This is a genomic window from Pigmentiphaga daeguensis (assembly GCF_039523035.1).
Taxonomy (GTDB): Bacteria; Pseudomonadota; Gammaproteobacteria; order Burkholderiales; family Burkholderiaceae_B; genus Pigmentiphaga; species Pigmentiphaga daeguensis.
The window spans coordinates 49,245-72,475 of the sequence record NZ_BAAAEN010000006.1 but is presented as its reverse complement, the minus strand read 5'-3'; the positions used below and the strand labels follow the sequence as shown (position 1 = coordinate 72,475).

25 protein-coding genes are annotated in these 23,231 nt (G+C 68.6%); 11 read left to right on the top strand and 14 right to left on the bottom strand.

What is annotated here, in order from left to right; all coding sequences use genetic code 11:
* Positions 1-35: 35 nt before the first annotated feature.
* Positions 36-683 (top strand): flavin reductase family protein, encoded by a 648-nt coding sequence (locus tag ABD104_RS10110; RefSeq protein WP_165963121.1) that lies wholly within the window; start codon positions 36-38, stop codon positions 681-683.
* Positions 684-686: 3 nt separating this feature from the next.
* On the opposite strand, the gene ABD104_RS10105 is transcribed toward ABD104_RS10110, so the two are convergent.
* Both ABD104_RS10105 and ABD104_RS10100 read right to left on the bottom strand, forming a co-directional pair.
* Complete coding sequence (locus tag ABD104_RS10105; RefSeq protein WP_207958620.1) at positions 687-1,313, bottom strand: fumarate hydratase C-terminal domain-containing protein; 627 nt, start codon at positions 1,311-1,313, stop codon at positions 687-689.
* A gap of 28 nt (positions 1,314-1,341) precedes the next feature.
* Positions 1,342-2,211 (bottom strand): fumarate hydratase, encoded by an 870-nt coding sequence (locus tag ABD104_RS10100; protein ID WP_087838030.1) that lies wholly within the window; start codon positions 2,209-2,211, stop codon positions 1,342-1,344.
* Positions 2,212-2,383: 172 nt separating this feature from the next.
* Here ABD104_RS10100 and ABD104_RS10095 point away from each other — a divergent pair, with 172 nt between their 5' ends.
* The gene (locus ABD104_RS10095; RefSeq protein WP_279815686.1) at positions 2,384-3,016 is read left to right on the top strand and encodes a glutathione S-transferase family protein; all 633 of its coding nucleotides are present in this window, start codon (positions 2,384-2,386) and stop codon (positions 3,014-3,016) included.
* 46 nt (positions 3,017-3,062) lie between these two features.
* Here ABD104_RS10095 and ABD104_RS10090 read toward each other — a convergent pair whose 3' ends face one another.
* The 4 genes from ABD104_RS10090 to ABD104_RS10075 form a co-directional block, all read right to left on the bottom strand.
* Positions 3,063-3,599: a 3-isopropylmalate dehydratase small subunit gene (locus tag ABD104_RS10090; protein WP_087838028.1), complete on the bottom strand. Its 537-nt coding sequence runs from the start codon at positions 3,597-3,599 to the stop codon at positions 3,063-3,065.
* Between the two features lie 13 nt (positions 3,600-3,612).
* Complete coding sequence (locus ABD104_RS10085; RefSeq protein WP_279815688.1) at positions 3,613-4,899, bottom strand: 3-isopropylmalate dehydratase large subunit; 1,287 nt, start codon at positions 4,897-4,899, stop codon at positions 3,613-3,615.
* A gap of 23 nt (positions 4,900-4,922) precedes the next feature.
* A complete protein-coding gene (locus ABD104_RS10080) occupies positions 4,923-5,903 on the bottom strand; it encodes a Bug family tripartite tricarboxylate transporter substrate binding protein (protein WP_132979538.1) in 981 nt (326 codons plus the stop codon).
* Positions 5,904-6,004: 101 nt separating this feature from the next.
* Entirely contained in the window at positions 6,005-7,045 is a 1,041-nt protein-coding gene (locus tag ABD104_RS10075; protein WP_338616672.1) for a ketopantoate reductase family protein, read from the bottom strand.
* A 252-nt stretch (positions 7,046-7,297) separates the two neighbouring features.
* Here ABD104_RS10075 and ABD104_RS10070 point away from each other — a divergent pair, with 252 nt between their 5' ends.
* Positions 7,298-8,527: a CaiB/BaiF CoA transferase family protein gene (locus tag ABD104_RS10070; RefSeq protein WP_087838025.1), complete on the top strand. Its 1,230-nt coding sequence runs from the start codon at positions 7,298-7,300 to the stop codon at positions 8,525-8,527.
* An 11-nt stretch (positions 8,528-8,538) separates the two neighbouring features.
* The gene (locus tag ABD104_RS10065; protein ID WP_087838148.1) at positions 8,539-9,153 is read left to right on the top strand and encodes a glutathione S-transferase family protein; all 615 of its coding nucleotides are present in this window, start codon (positions 8,539-8,541) and stop codon (positions 9,151-9,153) included.
* 7 nt (positions 9,154-9,160) lie between these two features.
* Here ABD104_RS10065 and ABD104_RS10060 read toward each other — a convergent pair whose 3' ends face one another.
* Together ABD104_RS10060 and ABD104_RS10055 are read right to left on the bottom strand one after the other, a co-directional pair.
* A complete protein-coding gene (locus ABD104_RS10060; protein ID WP_087838024.1) occupies positions 9,161-9,991 on the bottom strand; it encodes an amidohydrolase family protein in 831 nt (276 codons plus the stop codon).
* The gene (locus ABD104_RS10055) at positions 9,988-10,575 is read right to left on the bottom strand and encodes a carboxymuconolactone decarboxylase family protein (protein ID WP_087838023.1); all 588 of its coding nucleotides are present in this window, start codon (positions 10,573-10,575) and stop codon (positions 9,988-9,990) included. The genes ABD104_RS10060 and ABD104_RS10055 overlap by 4 nt, the downstream gene beginning before the upstream one ends.
* Before the next feature lie 152 nt (positions 10,576-10,727).
* On the opposite strand from ABD104_RS10055, the gene ABD104_RS10050 reads away from it, so the two are divergent.
* The 3 genes from ABD104_RS10050 to ABD104_RS10040 all read left to right on the top strand — a co-directional run bounded on the left by ABD104_RS10050 (position 10,728) and on the right by ABD104_RS10040 (position 13,340).
* Positions 10,728-11,504 (top strand): enoyl-CoA hydratase/isomerase family protein, encoded by a 777-nt coding sequence (locus ABD104_RS10050; RefSeq protein WP_087838022.1) that lies wholly within the window; start codon positions 10,728-10,730, stop codon positions 11,502-11,504.
* Between the two features lie 87 nt (positions 11,505-11,591).
* The gene (locus ABD104_RS10045) at positions 11,592-12,554 is read left to right on the top strand and encodes a LysR family transcriptional regulator (protein WP_132979541.1); all 963 of its coding nucleotides are present in this window, start codon (positions 11,592-11,594) and stop codon (positions 12,552-12,554) included.
* Positions 12,555-12,563: 9 nt separating this feature from the next.
* The gene (locus ABD104_RS10040) at positions 12,564-13,340 is read left to right on the top strand and encodes an SAM-dependent methyltransferase (protein WP_087838020.1); all 777 of its coding nucleotides are present in this window, start codon (positions 12,564-12,566) and stop codon (positions 13,338-13,340) included.
* On the opposite strand, the gene ABD104_RS10035 is transcribed toward ABD104_RS10040, so the two are convergent.
* The 3 genes from ABD104_RS10035 to ABD104_RS10025 form a co-directional block, all read right to left on the bottom strand.
* The gene (locus tag ABD104_RS10035) at positions 13,325-14,512 is read right to left on the bottom strand and encodes a Gfo/Idh/MocA family protein (protein WP_087838019.1); all 1,188 of its coding nucleotides are present in this window, start codon (positions 14,510-14,512) and stop codon (positions 13,325-13,327) included. The two genes, ABD104_RS10040 and ABD104_RS10035, sit on opposite strands and share 16 nt — an antisense overlap.
* Positions 14,513-14,619: 107 nt before the next feature.
* Complete coding sequence (locus tag ABD104_RS10030; RefSeq protein WP_087838018.1) at positions 14,620-15,933, bottom strand: Rieske 2Fe-2S domain-containing protein; 1,314 nt, start codon at positions 15,931-15,933, stop codon at positions 14,620-14,622.
* 12 nt (positions 15,934-15,945) lie between these two features.
* Positions 15,946-16,959 (bottom strand): Bug family tripartite tricarboxylate transporter substrate binding protein, encoded by a 1,014-nt coding sequence (locus ABD104_RS10025; RefSeq protein ID WP_087838017.1) that lies wholly within the window; start codon positions 16,957-16,959, stop codon positions 15,946-15,948.
* Positions 16,960-17,149: 190 nt separating this feature from the next.
* Between ABD104_RS10025 and ABD104_RS10020 the strand changes: the two genes are divergently transcribed.
* Positions 17,150-17,791 (top strand): MarR family winged helix-turn-helix transcriptional regulator, encoded by a 642-nt coding sequence (locus ABD104_RS10020; protein WP_087838016.1) that lies wholly within the window; start codon positions 17,150-17,152, stop codon positions 17,789-17,791.
* Complete coding sequence (locus tag ABD104_RS10015) at positions 17,781-19,247, top strand: cryptochrome/photolyase family protein (protein ID WP_132979543.1); 1,467 nt, start codon at positions 17,781-17,783, stop codon at positions 19,245-19,247. Before ABD104_RS10020 ends, ABD104_RS10015 begins: the two co-directional genes overlap by 11 nt.
* 13 nt (positions 19,248-19,260) lie before the next feature.
* On the opposite strand, the gene ABD104_RS10010 is transcribed toward ABD104_RS10015, so the two are convergent.
* Positions 19,261-19,713 (bottom strand): MarR family winged helix-turn-helix transcriptional regulator, encoded by a 453-nt coding sequence (locus ABD104_RS10010; RefSeq protein WP_343927453.1) that lies wholly within the window; start codon positions 19,711-19,713, stop codon positions 19,261-19,263.
* 85 nt (positions 19,714-19,798) lie between these two features.
* Between ABD104_RS10010 and ABD104_RS10005 the strand changes: the two genes are divergently transcribed.
* Entirely contained in the window at positions 19,799-21,490 is a 1,692-nt protein-coding gene (locus ABD104_RS10005) for an FAD-dependent oxidoreductase (protein WP_087838005.1), read from the top strand.
* Positions 21,491-21,615: 125 nt separating this feature from the next.
* On the opposite strand, the gene ABD104_RS10000 is transcribed toward ABD104_RS10005, so the two are convergent.
* Positions 21,616-21,837, bottom strand: a complete 222-nt coding sequence (locus tag ABD104_RS10000; protein ID WP_087838004.1) for a hypothetical protein — start codon at positions 21,835-21,837, stop codon at positions 21,616-21,618.
* Positions 21,834-22,067 carry a DUF2188 domain-containing protein gene (locus ABD104_RS09995; protein ID WP_279815709.1) on the bottom strand — a complete coding sequence of 78 codons (234 nt, stop codon included), beginning with the start codon at positions 22,065-22,067 and terminating at the stop codon, positions 21,834-21,836. Before ABD104_RS09995 ends, ABD104_RS10000 begins: the two co-directional genes overlap by 4 nt.
* A 90-nt stretch (positions 22,068-22,157) precedes the next feature.
* Between ABD104_RS09995 and ABD104_RS09990 the strand changes: the two genes are divergently transcribed.
* Positions 22,158-23,225 (top strand): helix-turn-helix domain-containing protein, encoded by a 1,068-nt coding sequence (locus ABD104_RS09990; RefSeq protein WP_087838003.1) that lies wholly within the window; start codon positions 22,158-22,160, stop codon positions 23,223-23,225.
* The last annotated feature ends 6 nt before the right edge of the window (positions 23,226-23,231 follow it).

The following is a 23,231-nucleotide window of genomic DNA, read 5'->3' as shown; positions in this document are numbered from 1 at the left end:
GCATCTTCGCCGCGCCGCGACTGGAACCGGAGAACATGAAGGAATTCATACGCGTCGACGGCCAGGGCCTGGACCCGGCCGACGCCTACCGCCTCGTCGTCGGCTGCGTGGTGCCGCGCCCCGTGGCCTGGATCACCACGCAGGACGGGAACGGCCGCGTCAATGCCGCCCCGTTCAGCTCCTACAATTACGTCGCCACCCGCCCGCCCATGCTGGCGGTCAACATCTCCACGCTGGACGGCGACCTGAAGGACACTGCGCGCAACATCGTCCAGACGGGCGAATTCGTCGTCAACGTCTCGACCGAGGCCGACCTGGAGATCATGCACGCCAGCGCTGCCGAGTACCCGCCCGAGATCAGCGAACCCGAGGCCCTGGGCATTCCCTTGCTGCCCAGCCACCACGTCAAGCCGCCCCGCATCGCCTCGACCCCCGTGCAGATGGAATGCCGCCTGGACCAGGCCATCGCCCTGGGCGAGGGCTACAACACCCTGTACATCGGCCAGGTCGTCGCCTTCCACCTGTCTCCCGACATCTACGACGGCCGCCGCGTCGCCAGCGCCGCCATGCGCCCCATCGCCCGCCTGGGCGGGCCCTTCTACGCCGCGCTGGGCGAGATCTTCCACCGGCCCATGCTTCAGCGCCAGCCTGGCGCGGAACCCGAGCCCAATCCCAAACCCTAGCGCTCAACCCCGGGCGGAACGCCGCCGCTCATCCAGCCGGGCCAGTATTTCAGGCAACCGTTCCCTGGCCGTCTCCGCCAGGTCGCCGTAAAGGCTGTTGCCCTGGGCGTCGATTCCCACGGTGGCGGGGCCCAGCCCCTCCACCCGCAGCTTCACCAGCCGGTAGTGGTGAACCAGGTCGTTCCAGTGCACCGCTACCACCTCGCGTATCGCCTCGGATAGAAGCGTGCATCCACCTCCCAGGAACGACAGGTAGATGCAACCCTCCGCGCGCATCGCCTCGACGCTGCCAGCGTCCAGTCCGCCCTTGCCGCCCACCACCCGCAAACCCAATCCGCGTATCAACCGCGGCATGAAGCCATTGAAGCGCGTGCTCGTCGTGGGATTCAGGTAGAGCACCTCGAAATGGCCATCGGCTTCCCGGCTGTAGCTGCCCAGGTGCAGCAGCGCGGCGCCGCGCAGATCGATGGGCGGCGCTTCGCCACGGTCGAGCAGCCCGGTCAGCCGTTCATGCGTGGTCATGCCCGCGCACAGCACGACCTCGCCGTGCAGGCGGACCTGGTCGCCCACGCGCAGCGCGCGGACCGCTTCCTCGCCCAGTGGCAATTCAAGCTCGTGTACGGTGCTCACGATGTCGCGTCCTCGTCATGGCGGCCGGTCATTCGATGATCTCCACGCGGCCCGAATCATGGATGCGGGCGCGGGTACGCCGGTTGATCCAGCAGTTGAAACACACCGCCACCGGCGTGAAGCCATGGCCCGAGGCATAGTCCACGTGCACGGCCATCGCGGTGCTGTCGCCGCCGGTACCCATGGGGCCGAAGCCCGTCGCGTTGGCGGCTTCCTTCAAGCGGTCTTCCATCGCAGCCAGCACGGGCTCGGGATTGACCGTGCCGATGGGCCGCAGCGTCGCCTGCTTGGCCAGCTTGGCGGCATAGTCGAAGGTGCCGCCTATGCCCACGCCGATCACCACCGGCGGGCAGTGCTGCGACCCCGCCTTCAGGATGACCTCCATCACGTAGCGCTCGATGGTCTCCAGGCTGGGGAAGGTGAAGATCTCCAGCGCGGCCCAGCGGCCCGAACCCAGCGCCTTCGGCGAACAGGTGATGTCCACGTAGTCGGCGCCGTCGATCAGGTCGAAGGTCACGATGGGCATGTCCTTGCCCTTGTAGCCACGCTCGTTGGTAAGCGGATTGGTCACGTGGGCCAGCAGCGGCGGCTGGATGGTGGCGACCAGGTCGTCGAAGCCGTCGGCGAAGGCCCGCTTGATATCGCCTTCCAGCCGGGCGCCGGTGCCGATGCCGACGAAGTACACCGGCACGCCGGAGTCGGAACAGACGAAATGCTGGCGGGCCTCGGCGGCATCGGCGCTTTGCAGCATGATGCGCAGCGTGCCGCGCGCCACCTCGTTGTGCTCGCCGCGCTCGGCCGCGCGCAGCGCTTCCTTGGTGTCCTCGGGTATTTTCTTCAGCGCGCGTTCGTAGAGCTGGGCGCTGACCGATCGCACGAGGTCGTAGCTGATGGCCATCTGTCTCCCCTGTGGCGCGCCCGGGCGCGCGCGTTCCTAGGCATCCACGGACTATAGCGACGCCGCCCGTCCGCTGCTATCACCCGGCCGTCACACCTGCTTTGCGCGGGGTGGCCGGATGCCCGGGTGGATATACTGGCCGCCATACGAACTGTTTCGACGGAAAGCGCGCATGAAGCTGCATTGGTCCACCCGTTCCCCCTACGTGCGCAAGGTCATGGCGGCGGCCATCGAGACCGGACTGGACGCGTCCATCGAAACCCGCCTGTCCATCGTTTCGCTGTCCACCGTGAACGCCGACGTGGAGCGGGACAACCCGTTGGGCAAGATTCCCACCCTGGTGAACGACGAGGGCGTGGCCCTGTACGACTCGCTGGTCATCTGCGAATACCTGGACCATCACAGCCGCAAGGGACGGTTGTTTCCCCAGGGGTTCGACCAGCGGCTGGAGGCGTTGCGCTGGCACGCGCTGGGCAACGGACTGACCGACATCCTGATCCTGTGGAACAACGAACGCGGCCGCGACCCGGCGCTCCAGTCGCCGGCGCACCTGTCCTCGTACCACGCCAAGACCCTGGCCACGCTGGATGCGCTCGAAGCCACGGTGGACGAGCTGGATCGCCGCGAATTCGACATCGGCCACCTGGGCGTGGCGGTGGGGGTCGGCCATGCGGATTTCCGCTTCGCCGACCTGCAGTGGCGCGCCACGCGGCCGCGCCTGTCGGCCTGGGCCGACCGCATGGCCGAGCGGGAATCGCTGCGCCGGACCGTGCAGTTCGACCCGCGCCTGAAGAATCCAGCCTAGGGCCCATTCCCGGCCTGTGCGGGCCTGCTTTTAGCGGGAACAGGCCCTAGATGCGCGCCGCCGCGAACTCGCTCGCCAGCGCGTTGACCAGCCCGCCGCTTTCCCAGATCCGCACCATCTGCGGCGAAAACGGTGGTGACGGGATGATGCGGCCGTCGGCCAGTTCGATCGCCCCGGTGGCCGGCGTGACGCCGATCACGTCGCCATCGGCCACGGCCCGCGTGATGCCTGGAACGAGCAGTATCGGCAGCCCCTGGCTGAGCGCGCGCCGGATGAAGCCCGATTCGCAGGACTCCACCAGGACCGCCGCGATCCCCGAGGCCTTGATGGCAACGCTGACTTCCACGTGGTTGTGATGCGCGAAGTTCTTGCCGCCGACGACGATGTCGCCCGGCCGGACTTGCGACGGGAACTCCGGCCGCAACTGGCGAAAGCACATCTGCCGGAGCGCGTCCAGGTCGAACGGCTTGCCGAAGCCGTCCCGCACCGCGGCGAATTCGATGATGCCGTCGTCGCCGCAGACTTGGTCGCCGAATTTCCAGACCCGGCCCCGCAGGGTGCGCACGGAGGATGTCTCGTTCATGTCGCGCCGCTCCTCAAAGCCTGCCCGCCAGCAGCGGGCGCGGATCCGTGATCTCTCCCGCCACGGCCGAGGCCGCCACCGTGTAGGGCGAGGCGAGGTGGACCGCGGCCTGGGTGCTGCCGTTGCGGCCCTGGTAGTTGAACTGGTGGGTGGTGATGGAGACGTCTTCGCCGCTGAGCACGCCCAGGTAGCCCCAACAGGTATTGCAGCCGGGCGACAGCACGGTGGCGCCGGCCTCGGCGAACACCTCCAGCAAACCTTCGCGCGCGGCCGCGGCATAGACGTTCTGGCTGCCGGGCGAGATGTACATCGTGACGTGCCGCGCGACCCGGCGGCCGCGCAGCACGGCGGCCGCCGCCCGCATGTCTTCCAGCCGGTTGTTGGCGCAGGACCCGACCGCGGCCTGGTCGATGCGCCGGCCCGCCACCTGCGCGACGTCGACCGCGCCGCTCTGCGTGGGCGGCACGGTCACCATGGGCGTCAGCCGCGACAGGTCGTAGGTCAGCACCGCCGCGTAGTCCGCGTCCGGGTCGCTGCGCATCACCTGGTAGGGCCGGCCGTCTGCGCGTTCGTCCACGTAGTCGAGCGCGCGCGCATCGACGTCCATGATGGCGGTGTCCGATCCCGTGTGAAAGGTCGAGGCGAGGATGGCCTGCCTGTCGTCCAGGCTGAGGCCCGCCAGCGCCGGTCCGCCATACTCGACGCAGCATTGCAGGAAGGTTCCCTGTTCCTCGTGGTCGCGGATGATGGCCTGGACCAGGTCGCGCCCGGTCACGCCGAACGGCAGGCTGCCCACCAGCTCGATACGCACCGTGCGCGGTACGCAGACCCAGTGCCGGTCGTTCAGCAGCGGCGCCAGCACGTCGGTGGACATGGGGATGTTCAGCGCGCCCACCGCGCCGATCGAGGCGATGTTGCCTTCGTCCGAGAACACCAGCGACCCGGGCCGGGCAAAGCCGCGTTCGACCAGCACCAGGTGGCGCAGCCCGGTATTGGGGCCGTAGAAATTGTCGACGCCGAAGTCGCGCGTCAGCTGCCTGAGCATGTGGTGCGTGGCGGCGTGCGGCGAGCCGGTGGCGGCCGCCGGCGTATGGTCGATGACGATGATGGCCTTCTCGGGCCGGGCGAACGCGGTCGCGCCTATCTTCTCCAGGTTGCGCTTGTGCATGGGCCAGACCATCTCCTGGGTGACCACGTGGTCCGGCACGCAGTTGACGTACTCGCCCGGCGCCACGGTCTCGCGGCCCGCGGCGCGGGCCAGGATCTTCTGGGCGATGGTCTGACCGCTTGAGGTCGGCATGACAAGGTTTCCTGTGGTTTGGATCAATTCAGCGAAATGCCGGTTTCCTTGATGAACTGGCCCCAGAACTCATAGCTGCCCAGGACATTCTTGCGATATTGCTCGGGCGAGCTGGACACGGCAAGCGAGCCCATCTGCTCGTAGGCCTTGCGTACCTCGGGGGTGGCCATGATGGTGGCCAGTTCGCGCTGGACGCGGTTGACGATGGCGGGCGGCGTGCCGGCCGGCATGATGACGCCGTACTCGGTCGCCTGCACCACCTTGGGATAGCCCAGCTCGACCAGGGTCGGCGCGTCGGGCAGCAGCGGGGTCCGCTTCTCGGTGGTCACCGCCAGCACGCGCACCGTGCCCGCCTGTACGTGGGGCAGGATGGGCGTCAGGTCCGAGACCATGGACTCGACCTGCCCGCCCAGCAGATCGGTGATGGCGGGGGCAGCGCCCGCGTAGGGGACGTGGACGATGTCGATGCCCGCCGCGCGCTTGAAGCGTTCGCCGGCCAGGTGGACCATGGTGCCGGTGCCCGCGCTGCCGTAGTTCATCTTGCCGGGATGGCTGCGGGCACGCTCCAGGAACTGCGCCATGTTGGTGATGCCGGACCTGGCGTTGACCGCGATGACGGCAGGCACCTGCGCCAGGCTCGAGACGTAGGCCAGGTCCTGCGTGACCGAGTAGGGCACCTTCATCAGGTGGGGCATCACCATCAGCGCGCCGCCGGCGCCCAGGCCCATGGTGTAGCCGTCCGGCGCCGCCTTGGCCACGGCCGCGGTGCCGATCGAGCCGCCGGCGCCCGCGCGGTTCTCGACCACGATGGTCTGCTTGAGCGCTTCGCCCAGGGGGCCGGCGATGGTGCGCACATAGTTGTCGGTGGGGCCACCGGGCGGGAAGGGCACGATGAAGCGGATCGGCCGCGTGGGCCACGAGGCGCCTTGCGCCATGGCCGGTGCCGTGAAGATCCCCAGGGTGCAGCTCGCGATCAGGCATGCCGCAAGGCGTCTGGCGTGCATGGCAGTCTCCTCCGTGGCGGACGTGGCCGCCTGTCTTGTCGATGTCCGGGCATGGTATCTGGCCGGCTTCGCCGCCGGATAGGCGCCGCCGCGCAAAGCTGCTATGGCGTGGGCGTTAACGGCGGGGCGTACAGGCCCAGCCGTTCGGCGCGCACCCGCGCCAGCGCGTAGACGGTGTCGAGCAGCGGCGCGGGCACGCCCAGTTCCTGGGCAATCTCGACGGCCGCGCCCAGGATGCTGTCCAGTTCCACCGCGCGGCCCGCTTCCACGTCCTGCAGCATCGAGGTCTTGATGTGGCCCAGCTTGCGCGTGACCGCCAGCCGCGCCGGGGGCTCGATGGCCAGCGGCAGGCCCAGCGCGTCGCCCATGGCCAGGAGCTCGCGCATCATGGCCTGGAACAGGCGGTTGACCCGTTCGTCGTCGATCAGGAGATCGGTGTGCGAGCCCGTCAGCAGGCTGACCGGATTGAAGCAGGCGTTGCCCAGCAGTTTTTCCCAGACGACGCGGCGGATGTCGGGGCTGGCCGAGGCGTCGAAACCGGCACCGGCCAGGCAGTCGGCCGCGCGTTGCGCGCGCGGGCTGGGGCCGCCGCCCGGTTCGCCCACCACCAGCCGCGATCCCGAGGCGTGCACGACCACGCCGGGTTCGGGGCAGGAACTGGAGGGAAACACCACGAAACCCAGGATGCGGTCGGCGGGGATCGCGCGTTCGAGCCGGCCGTCCGGGTCCACGGCGCGCAGTCGGTGGCCGGCCAGGGGACCGCCGCCCGACTGGAAGAACCACCACGGGACGCCGTTCAACGCGGGCAATACCAGGGTGTCCGGTCCGATCATGGGGCCCAGGCGGTCGGCCAGCCCGGGCAGCGACGGCGACTTGACCGCCAGGATCAGCAGGTCCTGCGGACCCAGCCGCTGCGGGTCGTCGCTGGCACGCACGCGCGCGACCGACCGCGTGCCGCCGCTCTCCAGCCGTATGCCGTGTTCGTCCAGCGCACGCAGCGTGGCGCCGCGCGCCAGCACGCCGACATCGTTGCCCGCCAGGGCCAGGCGCGCGGCCAGGAAGCCGCCTATCGCGCCCGCGCCCGCGACGCCTATCCTCATGCGGCCAGGGGGGGCCGGGGGCCGGCCGTGCGCGTCGTCCATCGGTGGTGTCTCCGGGGAATGTCCGTGGAATGCAGTCCATTATTCCGGTTGGCGCCGCCGGCGCGGTGTACCCGCGCGGCATTTCTGCCTGCGCGCCCGGGATATAGCGCACGTTATGCGCATGGACGCATTGCAGTCTTGCCGGCGCAGGCAGTAGGCAAGCCTCCGCCGTGCCCCTAGAGTCCGGACAGCGGCGACAGGCGCGGACGGGACGAGACGCGTCCGGCCATCGGCGCGCACGCGGAGGAATGTATGCATCGATCGACGGGCCCGTTGTCGCACGTCAAAGTCCTGGACCTGAGCCGCATCCTGGCCGCCCCCTGGGCCAGCCAGACCCTGGCCGACCTGGGCGCCGACGTCATCAAGGTGGAGCGCCCGGGCAGCGGCGACGACACCCGCGCCTGGGGGCCGCCTTTCCTGAAGGACGGCCGGGGCGAGGATACCGAGGAGGCCGGCTACTATCTCGCCGTCAATCGCGGCAAGCGGTCGATCACGGTGGGGCTGGACACGCCCGAGGGCCAGCGCATCGTGCGTGAACTGGCCATGCGGGCCGACATCCTGCTGGAGAACTACAAGGTCGGCACGCTGGCGCGCTATGGGCTGGACGAGGCGTCGCTGCGGGCGCTGAATCCCCGGCTGATCTATTGCTCGGTCACCGGTTTCGGACAGACCGGGCCGCGCCGCGACCAGCCCGCCTACGATTTCCTGATACAGGCGATGGGCGGCCTGATGAGCGTGACCGGCGAACGCGACGGCCGCCCGGGCGGCGGTCCGCAGAAGGTGGGCGTGCCCATCGTCGACCTGATGACCGGCATGTACACGGCGGTGGCCGTGCTGGCCGCGCTGGCCCGGCGCAACGAGACGGGCAGGGGCGAGTACATCGACATCGGCATGTTCGACGTGCAGGTGGCCACCCTGGCCAACCAGGCCATGAACTATCTCGTGTCCGGCAAGCCGCCCCGGCGCAACGGCAATGCCCATCCCAACATCCAGCCGCAGGACGTCTACCGCTGCGCGGACGGAGACATCATCCTGGTGGTCGGCAACGACGGCCAGTTCCGCAAGCTGTGCGAGGCCCTGGGCCACGCGGAATGGGCGGCGGACGAACGCTATGCCACCAACGCCCAGCGCGTGCGCAACATCGAACGACTGTCGGCCATGCTGCGCGAGGATCTTGCCCGCCGCGACCGCGCGAGCCTGCTCGCGCTGCTCGATGGCGCAGGCGTGCCCTGCGGCCCGATCAACACCGTGGCCGAGGTGTTCGAGGAACCGCAGACGATCGCGCGCGGCCTGTTGCGCCACGTGGAGCATCCCAGCGGTGGCCGGGTCCCCCAGGTCGCCAGCCCCATGCGGTTCGCCGACGCCGCGCTGCCGGGGCTCGCGGCGCCGCCCACGCTGGGCCAGCACAGCGCCGAGATCCTGGCCGAACTGGGCTACGATGCCGCCGGCATCGAGGCGCTGCGCGCCGCGGGCGCCATCTGATGGGGACGGACATGAAGCTGCACTGGTCGCCCAAGTCGCCCTATGTGCGCAAGGTCATGGTCTGCCTGCATGAGCTTGGCCTGGAGGACCGGGTAGAGCTGGTGCGGTCGGTCGCGGCCATGTTGCGACCCAATCCGCAGATCATGCGGGACAACCCGCTCAGCAAGATTCCGACACTGGTGCTGGACGACGGCACCGCCCTGTTCGATTCGGCGGTCATCTGCGAATACCTGGACGATCTCGCCGGCGGCAGGCTGTTTCCGCCCAAGGGCAGTGAGAAATGGCGGACCCTGCGCTGGCACGCTTTCGCCGACGGCCTGCTGGACGTGCTGATCCTCTGGCGCAACGAGGCCGACCGCGACGGCGCGCAGCGCTCGGACGCGCTCATCGAGGCCTTCCGGATCAAGACCGAGGCGTCGCTGCAAAGGCTGGAAGGCGAGGCGCGCGAGCTGGCGGCGGCGCCATTCGGCATCGGCCATGTCGGCCTGGGCTGCGCGCTGGGCTACCTGGACTTCCGCTTCGGCGCGTTGCAGTGGCGCGAACGGGCGCCCCATCTGGCCGCCTGGTACGGAGAGATCGCGGCGCGGCCGTCCTTTCGCCGCACCGAGCCCGTGCTGGAAGGATAGGCGCGCCCTAGGCGTAGAGCCGGGTCGGGTTGTCGACCAGGATCCGGCGCGCCAGCGGCTCGCTGCCGGTCCAGGCCAGGAAGGTGTCGAATAGCCGGCGCGTGCCGGGCCACGGGTCGATGCGGATGTGGGGCCAGTCGCTGCCCCAGACGAGCTGGTCGGGATTGGCCTCGACCAGCGCGCGATGGAAGGGGCGCCCAGGTTCCAGGTCCGGTGTCTTCAGCAAGCTGCGGTAGGCCGACAGCTTGACCCAGGCCCTGCCTTCGCCCAGCAGCCGGACCAGTTGCTGGAAACCGGCATCGTTCGTTCCCGCGTCGACGTCGAAGCTGCCCATGTGATCGATCACGACCGGGCAGGGCAGGCTCGCCAGCAGCGGCGCGATGCCGGGCAGCGCCTGGCAGTCGGTCCAGAGTTCGACGTGCAGGCCGGCATCGGCGACCGCGCGCGCCATCTGCCGCAAGTCGTCGATCGAGGCGCTGCCGGCGAAATTCCCGGCCGCGCCGCTGCGATGGCTGTAGCGCAGCGCGCGCACGCCGCGTTCGCGCAGCGAGCCGAGTTCCAGCGGCGTACCGGGGCGGGCCACGATGACGCCGCGCAGATGGTCGTGCTCCGACAGCGCGTGGAACAGCAGCGAATAGTCTTCCCCGTACGCGCTGGGATGCACCAGTACCGCATGCGACAGACCCTGGCTGGCCAGCATGGCCGAGTGGTCCGCGACCAGTGCCTCGGGCGGCGTATAGCTGCGCTCGGCCGCCAGCGGGAAGCGGTCGTAGGGGCCGAGCAGGTGGTTGTGGCAATCCCAGCCCGTGATGGGCGTGGCCTGTCTGGCGCCGCTCATTGCCTCTGGCCCCATACCGCCGGGTCGTCCTGGGGCAGCGGAAAGGCGGCGACGACGCCGGGCTCCAGCGGGATCTCGTGCGCGTTCAGCGTCATCGCCACCAGGGTGTAGTAGCCGACCAGCGCGGTCAGTTCCACCACCGTGCGCGCGCCGAAGCGGGCCAGCGCGGCGGCATAGGTGGCGTCGGACACCGACCGGCGGGCGTTCAGCTCGCTGGCGTAGCGCACCACCAGCGCGTCGTCCGGCGCCAGTTCATTGGGGATGCGCTGTTCGCGCAGCGCCTCGATGATCCAGTCTTCCACGCCCGCCTTCTCGGCTTCGGTCTTGTGGGCGGCCCATTCGAAGGGGGAACTGCAGGCCCGGGCGGTGACCAGAATGGCCAGTTCCGACAGCCGGGGCGGCAGGGTGGTGTCGTAGCGCAGCAGTTCGCCCATCGCCGACCAGCGGTCGGCCAGCTCGGGGTTGTACAGCGCGGCGCGCAGCGGCCCCCGCAGCCGGCCACGCTTGCCGGCGATGACTTTGTCGTGCACCCGGCGTTGTTCCGGGCTCATGGTTTCGGGCGTGGGCAGGTCGATTCTGGGCATGGGCTCCTCTCGTCTTCGCCGCATTATCGGGCGCGGCGCCCGCGCGCGCTATGGCGCGGGGCGCATAGCAGCCTTGACCGGGCCCGCCTTTGCGCGGGCGGCGCGCACGCCTAGACTCGCTGCGTATCCTGCCCACGACCACGACCTTTTCCATGAACGAATTCAAGCAATTGCAGCTGCGGGTGGACGGCCACGTCGCCCTGGTGACCCTGGACAGCCCGCCCGTCAACGCCCTGACCCGTGTGTTGAACGACGAACTGACCGCGGCGCTGGACTGGATATCCGAGACGCCCGACGTCCGGGTGGTCGTGCTGACGGGGGCGGGCAAGGTGTTCTGCGCGGGCGCGGACTTGAAAGGCCGGGCCGACGTCATCAAGGGGCCGGGCGACCTGCCCGCGCACCTGCGCCGCACCCGCGAGTGTTTCCATGCCATCCGCGAGTGCGCCAAGCCGGTGGTCGCGGCCATCAACGGCCCGGCGCTGGGATCGGGGCTGGCCATGGTGGCCTCGGCCGACGTGCTGATCGCTTCCGAGCGCGCCACGCTGGGCCTGCCCGAGGTCGACGTGGGCCTGCTGGGCGGATGCCGCCACGCGATGCGCCTGTTTCCCCATTCGCTGCTGCGGCGCATGATGCTGACGGGGTACCGGGTGCCGGCCACCGAGCTCTACCGGCTGGGCATCGTCGAGGCCTGCACCGCGCCGGAGGATCTGCTGCCCGCCGCCATGGAGATGGCCGGCGTCATCGCCGCCAAGAGCCCCGTCTCCACGCGCATGGGCAAGCACACGCTGAACACCATCGAGGACATGAGCCTGCGCGATGGCTATCGCTACGAGCAGGACATGACGGCGATCATCGCCACCACCGAGGATGCCGCCGAGGCGCAGGCCGCGTTCCGCGAGAAGCGGGCGCCGGTGTTCAAGGGGCGGTAGGAGCCCGGCGCGGGGCGGGGCGGGGCGTCCCGCGATGCGCGGGCGGGTATAAACTCGTCTTCTTTTCCCGGACGAGCGCCGCTTGCGATGCAGCACCCGAAAGCCACCAGCATCCAACTGGACGTCACCGCCAGCCTGCAGAAATGGCGGGCCTTTCTCGCGATCGGCGAACTGGGCAGCCTGACGCGCGCGGCCCTGTTCCTGAACAGCAACCAATCCTTGCTCAGCCGGCAGTTGAACGCGCTCGAGCGCGAGTGCGGCACGCGGCTGTTCGTGCGCACCGGACGGGGCGTGGAGCTGTCGGACGTGGGGCAGCGCATCTTTCCCCAGGTCCGCGCGCTGCTTGCCGACGCCGAACAGCTGGAAAACGAGATCCGCGAGCAGGCGCGCGACGCCAGCGGCCGCGTCACGCTGGGCACCCTGCCGTCCATCGGCCACCATCTGGTGGGACAGCTCTTCACCGAGGTGCGGGCCCGCTATCCCGGCGTCAGCCTGAAAGTACTGGAAGGCTCCATCGGCCAGGTGGAGGAATGGCTGGCCGATGCGCGCGTGGACATCGGCATCCTGTACCGCTACGGTGGCACGCTGCCCGAGCACGAGCAGTGCCTGGCCACCGTCGACAGCTACCTGATCGGTCCCGCGGGCGATCGCCTGACCGCGCACGAGGAAGTGTCCTTCCGCACCTTGCACGAGCTGCCCTTCATCCTGCCCAGCGCCCCCAACGGGCTGCGCACCGCGCTCGATTCCATGGCGCGCCAGGAGCACATCACGCTGGCCCCGGTGATCGAGGCCGATTCATTGCCGCTCCAGACCTCGCTGGTCGCGCGCGAGCGGCTGTACACGGTGCTGCCGCTGCACGCGGTGTGGACCGAGGTCGCCAAGGGCGAGGTGCAGGCCGCCCGCATCGTCGACCCGCCGTTCCAGCGCACCGTCGCGCTGGTCTTCGCCAAGACCAAGGGGCCCGGCAAGGCCGTATCGGCCATCGCCGGCCTGATCGGCGAGATCGTGGACAGGATGGCGCGCGACGGCATGTGGCGGACCGGCCGCTAGGAGGAACCGATGCCGTCCCAACCCGGCAAACTCTATCTCGTCAGCCTGGGCACGGGAGACCCCGACCATCTGACCCTGCGGGCCGACCGCATCATGCGCGAGGCCGACCTGGTGCTGGGCCAGGCCGACGCGCCCGCCCGCTATCCCGGACAACTGGCGGACAAGCGCTTCATGGAAGCCGGCCATGGCCTGTTCACGCCCATGGCGAGACGCCGCGCCTCGCCGGACGAGGTCGAGGCCGAAGAGGCGCCGCGCCGCCAGGCCATTCGCGCCTGCGTCGCGGCGGGCGGCATCGTGGCGGTCCTCACGCAGGGCGATCCGACGCTGTACGGTCCGCAGATCGGCTACCTGGACGCGTTCCGCGATCTGGCTCCCGAGGTCGTGCCTGGCATCTCCAGCTTCGCCGCGGGCAACGCCGCCCTGGGCTGCGCCGTGACGGGCGGCGCCACGAGCCAGTCGGTGATCCTGAGCCTGGGCAAGAACGCCAACGAAGGCTATGCAGGCAGCGACCGCCTGTCGGTGCTGGCGCAAAGCCGCAGCGCGCTGGTGCTGTTCACGATGCGGACCGACCTGGTCCGGGTGGTGGAGGAATTGCGCGCCGGCTATCCCGGCGGCACGCCCGTGGCCATCGTCTGCCATGCCGGGCGCGAGGCGCGGCAGCAGGTGCTGCGCGCGACACTCGATACGCTGGTGGAGGTGGCCGGCCGGCATGAACTGCCGTTCGAGCACCTCGTCTATGTGGGGGACTTCCTGGAGCGTCCGGCCGGCGACTACCAGGACGGTTGATGCGCCAGCGGGACGTCCTGGCCGTCCCGCGACGACTGCAGCATGGCCAGGCAGATCTCCAGCGTGGCCCGGGCCCAGCGGCCATCGTGCCGGGGAGCCCGCCCTTGCCGCACGGCGGCCACCAGTTCGTCGATCACTTCATGGCGCGGCACGGCCGGGCGCTCCAGCGGTACCCAGCGTTTCTCGTTGTCGGCGTGGATGGCGATGCCGTCGGGCAGCGGCCGCAGGTCGGCCTGGTCGCAGGACACGATGATGGGGCCGAAGTGCTGATAGGACCGGGGCTCGTCGTCGTCGGCCGGCGGTTTGTAGGCCGATCCGCCATAGGTGCCGGCGGCCTTGGCGCGGGCCTCTTCCTCCGGCGAGGCCACGGCGGCCAGCTTGCGCCGCGCGGCGCCGTAGTCGTCGGGCGACTTGCGGTTGCCCATCTCGCCTATCCAGCCCGTCCATTCGTCGGAATCGAAATGCGCGTAGCCGTTGTAGGACAGCGAGGCGTAGGCGCCCGATTCGAACCACAGCATGGCCGAATAGGCGCCCTCGGTGACGCGGCGCGGATCCCAGTTGCCGACCGCGGCGCGCAGCCGCGTGGGCGGCGAACCGGCCAGCAGCCGCACGATGTCCACCTGGTGCGCGGCCTGGCTGAAGATGGCGCCGCCGCCCTCTGCGGTCACCAGTTCCTCCGGCCGGCGCGGACGGTACAGGTAGTCGGTGTAGTTCAGCGCATGGATCATGCGCACTTTGCCGAACTCGCCGCTGGCGATCAGTTCGCGGGTCTTCAGGTAGGGCGTGTCGAAGCTGTGGCAGTGCCCCACGATCAGATGCACGCCGGCGCGCTCGCAAGCCGCGATCATGCGGTCGCATTCGTCCATCGCCAGCGCCATGGGCTTTTCCACCAGCACGTGCTTGCCATGCCCCGCGGCGATCTCGGCGTGGCGGGCGTGGAACTGATGGGGGCTGGCGACGTAGATCGCGTCCAGCGACGGATCGGCCGCCAGCGCTTCGATGTCGCCGTGCACCGGCGCGCCGAAGTCGCGCGCGAACTGCCCGCGCGCGGCCTCCCGAGGGTCGCAAGCCGCCGCCAGCACGATGCGCGCATCGCCCAGGAAGGTCGGCAGCATCAGCGAAAAGGCGCGTCCCAGCCCAGCTACGCCCAGCCGCAATGGAGCAATCGACATCAGACTTCCTCCGAAAATCCGTGGCCTAACCCCGGGCACAGCGGATCCGGCTCCGCCGGTCCGCCAGTGCCGCCCCCTGGGGGGCGCGCGTAAGCGCGTAGGGGGGGCTATACCTCATAGTTGGAGTCGAGTCGCTGGGGGGCGGGTACGTCGTCCCATACGTGCGACACCTTGTATTCGCGCCAGTCGACCGACTTGGGCACGATGGCCTGGAACGAACAGATTTCCCTGGGGATGGCGTTCTCTCCCAGGGCGATGGGCGTCTCGCCCGACGCGAACTCGTCCAGCGCGGCCAGCATCCGGCGCCGGAACTCCACGATGGCCAGGTCGCTGGTGCCCAGCCTTTCCTCGGACCGGTCGGCCAGGGGACCCATGGTCACCCACATGGCGATGTCCTGGTTGGGGAAGCCGGTGATGCCGGTGAAGTTGCCCGCCTTCATCGCCTGGCGGTCCTGCCAGAAGCGGTTGTCGTGGTTGCGGTGGGGCCGGTAGCGCTCGTCCACGTCGGGGCCGATCTGCGTCCGCAGGAACTTGCGCCAGGTCTCGGTATCGGGCGTCTTGGCGGGATGGCCCCAGGCCAGGAAGTAGAACGCCGTGTTCGTGTCGTCCATGGGCACGTTCACGTTGGCGACGTTGTACAGATTGTTGGGCGGGACCAGCACGGTGAACGGCGCGACGAACACGGTCGAGCGCACGTAGTCCTGCGTGTCGGCATCGAAGATGGGGCGGCGGATGGCGGCGTAGCGGAAACCGTAGGGCGTGCGCTCGACCTGCAGGCGCGGCGCCTTGTCGGTGGACGGACGCAGCCAGTTCTTGTCGGTGGCTTCGGCGCCGCTGACCTTGGCGGGCACGAAGTCCGACGAGTGCAGGCTGGAGCTGTGGGCCGAGTCGATCGCGCCTTCCAGGACCTGCGCCCAGTTGCAGGGCAGGATGACCTTGGCGATGCTGACCTTGGCGTCCCGGGTCGGCGCCCAGGGCGGGGGGACGAACTCGGGCGCGTCTTCCTCCGTGCCCAGGAATACCCATACCATGCCGCCCCACTCGCGCGTGGGGTAGGCCTTGGTCCGCACCTTCGAGGCCATGGGGCTGGTCTCGGGCTCGGACGCCATGTCCAGCACCTGCCCGGTCACGTCCATCTTCCAGCCGTGGTACAGGCAGCGCAACCCGCCTTCCTCGTTGCGGCCATAGACCAGCGAGACCCGCCGGTGCGGGCATTTTTCATCCAGCGCGCCGATGCGGCCCTGGGTGTCGCGGAACACGACCAGGTCCAGGCCCAGCAGCCGGGCGTGCACCGGAGCGCCGTCCGGCTCGGCCACTTCCTCGATCAGGCACAGCGGCAGCCAGTGGCGGCGCATCAGCGCGCCCATGGGGGCATCGCCCTCCACGCGGCACAGCCGCTCGTTCTTTTCACGCGACAACATGCTGTTTCTCCTTCAATTTTCCGGCTTGATGCCCGCGGCCTTGATGGGGCCGGCATAGCGGCGGGCTTCCTCGTCGATGGCTTGCGCATACTCGGACGGCGTTCCGCCCACGGGCTCGATGCCCAGCCCCTGCAATTGCTTGATGACCTCGGGCTGCTTGACCACCTTGGCGATCTCGACGCTGAGCTTTTGCACGATGGCCTGGGGCGTACCGGTAGGCGCCAGCACGCCCACGGTGACGGCGAAATTGAAATCGGGAACGATCTCGGAGATGGCGGGGACGTCGGGCGCCAGCGTCGAGCGCTTGAGCGAATTCGTGGCCAGGATCTTGGCCTGCCCCTTTTGCGCGAACCCCGACAGCGAAGGCAGGGCGGCCACCACCAGGTCCACCTGCTTGCCCACCAGCGCGGGCACGGCCTGGCCCGAACCGCGGAACGGGACATGGTCCAGCCGCAGGTTCAGCGCGCTTTTCAGGGCTTCCATCGTCAGGTGGTGGCTGCTGCCCACGCCCGAGGAGCCGTAGGTGATGCCGGTGGGGCTTTTCTTGGCCAGCTCGACGAATTCCTGCAGCGTATTGGCCGGAAAGTCGGGGCGGGCGGCGATGAACAGGGGCGAGGTCGCCACCAGCGAGACCGGCATGAAGTCGCGCTTGGGCTGATAGGCGAGATCCTTGTACAGCGACGGGTTGATCGACATCATCGAGCCGTCGGTGACCAGGAAGGTATAGCCATCGTGCGGGCTGTTCATCAGCGTCTGTGCGGCTACCACGCCGTTGGCGCCGGGCTTGTTCTCGACCACGAAGGACTTGCCCAGGTGCTCGGTCAGGCGCTGGCCGATGATGCGAGCTACCGTGTCGGGCAGGCCGCCGGTGGCGTAGGGCACGACGAAACGGACGGGGCGGGAGGGGTAGTCGGCCGCGTCGTCGGCGCTGGCCAACGCCGGAGCACAGCCCAGCAGCGCGACCAGGCCCAGGCGGGTGGCCGCCGTGGCGGCATCTCGGACGAGGCGGTGTACGGAATGGGTCATGGAGGTCTCCTAGGGTGGATGTCGCGCCTTGTTCCTGGCGCGTGTCTGCTCGCGAACCGTGTCCCAGCCATCCGGGCACACTGGTTTATTAGAGCTATAAGAATAATATTAAAGCCCTAAGTATTTTTCAAGCCCCTTCCGAGGCCCCCCGGACGGGTATCATTTGCGCGAGCACACCCCCCGGAAGACCATGAGTTCCGCCGAAGACACCCGCAAGATCCTGGAGCATTGGCAGCGCGCGGCGCCCAACGACCGCCTGGCCCACCTCGTCAAGGACGCCACGCGCGCCTTCGTCCGCGCCTTGCAGATGCGACTGAACGAGCATCACGTATCGTTCGGACATTGGGCCTTCCTGCGCATCCTGTGGGTCCAGGACGGGCTGACGCAGCGCGAACTGAGCGACGAGGCGGGCGTGATGGAGCCCACCACCTACAGCGCGCTCAAGGCCATGGAGGCCCTGGGCTACGTCGAGCGCAAGCACCTGCCGGGCAACAAGAAGAACATGTACGTGTACCTGACGGACCGGGGCCGCGAGCTCGAGCGCAAGCTGATCCCGCTGGCCGAGGACGTCAACCGCATCGGCATCCGGGGGCTGACGGCGGACGAAATAGGTGTGGCGCGCAAGGTGCTGCTGGGCATCATCGCCAACCTGGCCGAGGACGAGGAAAAGGCCGAGGAACGCAGCCTGCGCATTCCATCCACCCGGGAGTTGTCGCGCCGCGTATCCGAGCGCGTGGAGCGCCAGCGCGCCCGCGCGCCCCGGCGTGAAACCGAGGCGCGGGCGCAGGCCGCCGCGCCGCGCCGCAGGCGGGCCACCGTCCATGACGAGTGACGCGCGGGCCGGGACCGCCCTGGTGTGGTTCCGGCGCGACCTGCGCAGCTTCGACCATGCGGCGCTGCATCAGGCGCTGATCCGCTACGGGAAGGTGCATTGCGCCTTCGTCTTCGATACCGACATTCTCGATGCCCTGCCCGCCCGCGCGGATCGACGCGTGGCGTTCATCCATGCCTGTGTGGTGGAGCTGGACGAGGCGCTGGACCGCCTGGCGCGCGAGGCGGGAGCCGCGGGAAGCGGCCTGATCGTCCGCCACGGCGGCGCGGCGGCATGCATCGTCCGGCTGGCGCGGGAACTCGGGGTGCGCGAGGTCCTGGCCAATCGCGACTACGAGCCCGATGCCATTGCGCGCGACCAGCGGGTGGCGCGGGAGCTGGCGGACTGCGGCATCGCCTTCAGCGACTACAAGGACCAGGTGGTGCTGGACAGGGATGAACTGCTGACGCAGCAGGGGCAGCCCTACAGCGTGTTCACGCCGTACCGGCGAGCGTGGCTGCAGCGGGCGGATGGCTTCCAGCTCGCGTCCTATCCGGTCGAGCGCCATGCCGCCCGCCTGGCGCCCAAGCCCCCGGGCGAGCATCCGCCCGCGCTGGAGGCGCTGGGTTTCCTGCCCACCAACCTGTCCGAGCTGGCGCTGCCCACCGGCATGCGGGGCGGCCGCGCGCTGCTGCGGGATTTCGAACGCCGCCTGGCGCGCTACCACGAGACCCGGGACTATCCCGCGCGCAAGGGCGTCTCGTACCTGTCCACTCACCTGCGCTTCGGCACCGTGTCCATCCGCCAACTGGCCGCGCTGGCACGCCGCCATGGCGGCGAGGGGGCGCAGGCCTGGCTGTCGGAACTGGTCTGGCGCGAGTTCTATCAGATGATCCTGTGGCACCACCCGCACGTGGTGCATGGCTGCTTCAAGCCCGCCTTCGATCGCCTGTCCTGGGACGACGCGCCCGAGCTCTGGCAGGCCTGGCGCGAGGCCCGCACGGGCTACCCGCTGGTGGATGCGGCGATGCGCCAGTTGCACCAGACCGGCTACATGCACAATCGCCTGCGCATGGTGGCGGCCTCGTTCCTGACCAAGGACCTGGGCATAGACTGGCGCCGGGGCGAGCGGCACTTCGCCCGGCACCTGAACGACTACGACCTGGCGGCCAACAACGGCGGCTGGCAATGGGCGGCGTCCACGGGCTGCGACGCGCAGCCGTGGTTCCGCATCTTCAATCCGGTCACCCAGTCCGAGAAGTTCGATCCCGACGGCGGCTTCATCCGTCGCTACCTGCCCGAACTGGCGCGCGTGCCCGACCGGTACATCCATTTTCCGGCCGCGATGCGGCCGGTGGATGCCAAGGCGTGCGGCCTGCGGCTGGGGCGGGACTATCCGCTGCCGGTCGTGGACCACGCGCGGGCGCGCACGCGTACGTTGATGCGATTCGAGGCGGTGAAATCCCTTCCCGCCTGAATACCGCGCCGCTTCAATCGATCGACCCGGCGTAGGCGGCCAGGTCCTTCAACAGGACCGACAGGTTGCGGCTGCCGACTTCCCTGACCATCTCTTCCTGGGCCACCGCCACGGCCCGCCCGAAATCATCCAGCCACGCCAGTCCCGTGGGTGTGAAGCGCACGATGCGGGCCCGCTTGTCCGCCGGATCGGCCACGCGTTCCACCAGGCCCAGTTCCTCGCACTGTCCTATCAATTCGTTCATTGCCGCGTTGGTCATGGCCGAGCGCCGGGCCAGGTCGGTGATGCGCGTGCCGTCCAGGTCCAGGTGGCGGGTCAGGTTCACGTGCCAGCGGCGAGTCTCGGCGTGTCCCGCCTCGGTCATCAGGTCCATGACGCGCTGCTCGAAGCGGCGCAAGGCGCTGTTGAGCACGCGGCCGGGATTGTGGGTACGCCAGTGGTAGGCGTTGCTATCAAGGGTTTTCACGGGATGGAATCGGATTGTGCGGGGCCATTTGCTTTGGTAACCTAAATAAATATCGAACCGGGCCGCCCGGAAAAGGAAACATACGATGCTTGACGACGCACAGTCTACTGTCGGGGGCCTGGACCGGCTCGACGTCGACGTGCTGGTCGCCGGGGGCGGGCCGTGCGGGCTGATGCTGGCGAACGAGCTCGGGCCGCGCGGCGTGCGCTGCCTGGTCGTGGACGCCAAGCCGGGCACCGCCTTCAATCCGCAGGCCAACGCCACCCAGGCGCGAACCATGGAGCACTTCCGCCGGCTGGGCTTCGCGCACGAGATCCGGGCGCTGGGCTTGCCTGCCGACCATCCCACGGACATCGCGTACTTCACGCGCTACGCGGGCCACGAGCTCGCGCGCATCAAGCTGCCCACGGCCGCCCAGGCCGCAGTACGGATCAAGACCATGACGGGTTCCTGGAGCGCCGCCGAACTGCCGCACCGCGTGTCGCAGAAATTCGTCGAGGCGGCGCTGCGGCGGCATGCCCAGGCCTGGCCGTCGATCGACCTGCGCTACGGGTGGGCCTTGAAGGAATTCCGCGAGGAGGACGATGGCATCGTCGCGCGAGTGCAGCCCGTGAAGGGCGGCGACCCCGTGGAGGTGAAGGCGAGGTTCCTGGTGGGCGCCGACGGCGCGCGCAGTTTCGTCAGGGGACAACTGGGCATTGAGTGGGGCGGCGTGACGGGCATCCAGCGCGAGTTCATGGGCGGCAAGATGTTCGCCATCTACCTGCGCTCGCCCGAACTCCTGTCCAGGCTGCCCCATGCCAAGGCCTGGATGTACGTCGCGGTCAACCACCAGCGGCGCGCCTTCATGGCGTCGGTGGACGGCGTGGCCGAATTCGCCTTCCATGCCGCGGTCCACCCCGGAGAGACCCCGGAAAGCTGGACCGAGGCCGATGCCCGCCGCATCTTCGCCGAAGCCGTGGGAGCGGACGTGCCGATGGAGATCCTGTCCATGGGCACCTGGCTGGCCGGGCACGCGCTGGTCGCCCGGCGCTTTCGCCGCGGCCGTGCGTTCATCGCCGGCGACGCGGCACATCTGTTTACGCCCACCGGCGGCCTGGGCTACAACACGGCGGTCGAGGATGCCGTGAACCTGGCGTGGAAGCTCGCCAGCGTGCTGAAGGGACAGGCGCCGCCGGCGCTGCTGGACAGCTACGAGGCCGAGCGCAGGCCGCTGGCCGAGCGGAATACCGGCTTTGCCAGGCGCTTCGCCGATTCGGTGGGGCTGTTCCAGGCCAGGGCCGTGCTGGAAGCGGATACGCCGCAGGGCGAGGCCGAACGCATGGCGGCCGCGCGCCACCTGGACGAGCATGCGCGGCTGGAGTTCAACATTCCCGGCGTCACGTTCGGGGGGCGCTACGACGGCTCGCCCATCATCGTGGGCGACGGCGTGCCGCCGCCGCCGGACGAACCCAACCAGTACGTCCCCACCGCCAGTCCCGGCGGCCGGCCACCGCACATGTGGCTGGAGGACGGCCGTTCGCTGTTCGACCTGTTCCACCGCGAATGGACGCTGCTGGTGCTGGGCGAGGACGAGGCGCCGCACACGGGTTTCGAGATCGCCGCGCGGGAGCTGGCCATCGACCTGAAGCCCCTCCGCTTGGCGTCGCCGGCGCTGCGCGCGTTGTACGAAGCGCCGCTGGCCCTCATCCGGCCCGACCAGATCGTCGCCTGGCGGGGCGCAAACGCCGGCGAAGCGCGCGCCGTGCTTGCGCGAGTAACCGGCCGCCAGGCTTAACCCCGCACCAACGGCCCTTTCAGGAGGCCGAGCGGCGTGGCGTCGAGGACCACCGCAAATGGGGCGCGATAGCGGCCAGGGCGAAACTGCAGCTCGATTGAGGAATGAGCGCAGGGTCTATTCCTTTAGTCCTTGAAGGTGGCCTGGGCCGCCTTGATGGCGGCTTCGGAGCCCTGGAAGTTAACGGCCTTAATGGTTCCGTTTGGCGTACGCTCGAACTTCACTGTCACGCCGCCATGGGGCGCCGCCGCTCGCCGTGCCCTTTGGGTAATGTTTTTCTCAATCTCCGCCATTGCCGCTCGCATGAGGTCATCCGTGCTCGGCATCTTGATATCGAACTTGATCATTTGTTGTCCTTCGGCGGGCAGGGGTCGTTGCCGTAAGAGTCGCGAGCACGGATGCGCCCGTTCTGGCCGTGGATCAGCAGTTCGCCCTGGCCTTGGCGCGCCATTTGTCGACCGGTTTCGATCGCTTGGGCCTGTGTGTCGAACACCTGGGTTGCGCGTTGCCCGCCTTCGCGTAGCGCGCCCCAGCCATTATCGCGCTGGACGACATGAACGTTTTTCCGGTTGGCCATCACGAACCTCCGTTTCGGAGAAGTTGACTTAGATGAGTTTACAAACGACAATATTAATAGTCAAGTTGTAAACAATGGCGCGGAGAAATCATGATCGGAAACCGACTCAAGAGGGCGCGCGAGGCCCTCGGGTTGTCGCTGCGCGAACTGGAAGCCGCTATTCAACGGCAGGTCTCGGCTCAGGCCATCGGCAAGTACGAACGCGATGAGATGATGCCGAGTTCAACGATCTTGCTGGCGATGGCCAAAGCCCTGCAGGTCTCGCCCGAGTACCTGCTGAGCGAGCGCGAAATCGAACTGACGGGCGTGGACTTCCGGAAAGCGCCCCATGCAGGCGCCAAGGAGGAGCGTGCCGTGGAAGCTACTGTGTTGGATCAGGTCGAGCGGTACCTGGAGCTGGAAGAGTTGCTACCCGGTGTGGAGCAACCCTGGGATGCTCCCGACGATCAAGCATTTCAAATTGGCCGCATCGAGGACGCCGAGCGGGCGGCCGAGGTATTGCGCCGGCTCTGGAAGCTTGGCATTGACCCCATCCCGTTCATGTCGGAGTTGCTCGAGGACAAGGGCATCAAAGTGATCGCTTTGGAATTGCCGGAGAACGTGTCCGGCTCCAAGGCATTCGTGCGACGCCCCGACAGTCAGGATGTGCCGGTGATCGTGGTGAACCAGCGGCACAATGGGGAGCGGCAGCGATTCACGCTCGCTCATGAGCTCGCTCACTTGGTGTTGCGCTTTAGCGGGCTCAGCGATGCGGAACAGGAAAAGGCCGCGGATCGGTTCGCCGGCGCCTTCCTGATGGCCAAGGACATGGTGCTTCGGCTGTTGGGATCGCATCGAACGTCCATTTCCATCGGCGAACTGGTTGAATTAAAGAAGCTGTTCAAGGTTAGCATCGCATCACTGGTTGTGCGATGCGCGCAATTGGAAATCGTCACCAAGGCGGTCTATGGGCGCTTGTGGGCTCAGATCAAAGACCTGGGCTGGAATAGCCAAGCTTCCAGTGAGCCAGGCGCGCTGAAGGCGGAAGTGCCGCAGCGGATGGAGCGCCTATGCTTGCGAGCTGTCGCCGAAGGCGCCATATCGGAAGCTCGGGCGGCCGAGTTGCTGTGCATCAGCGTTCGTGAGTTGGATCGTAGATTGATGGGGCAGCCTGCCTGACCCACC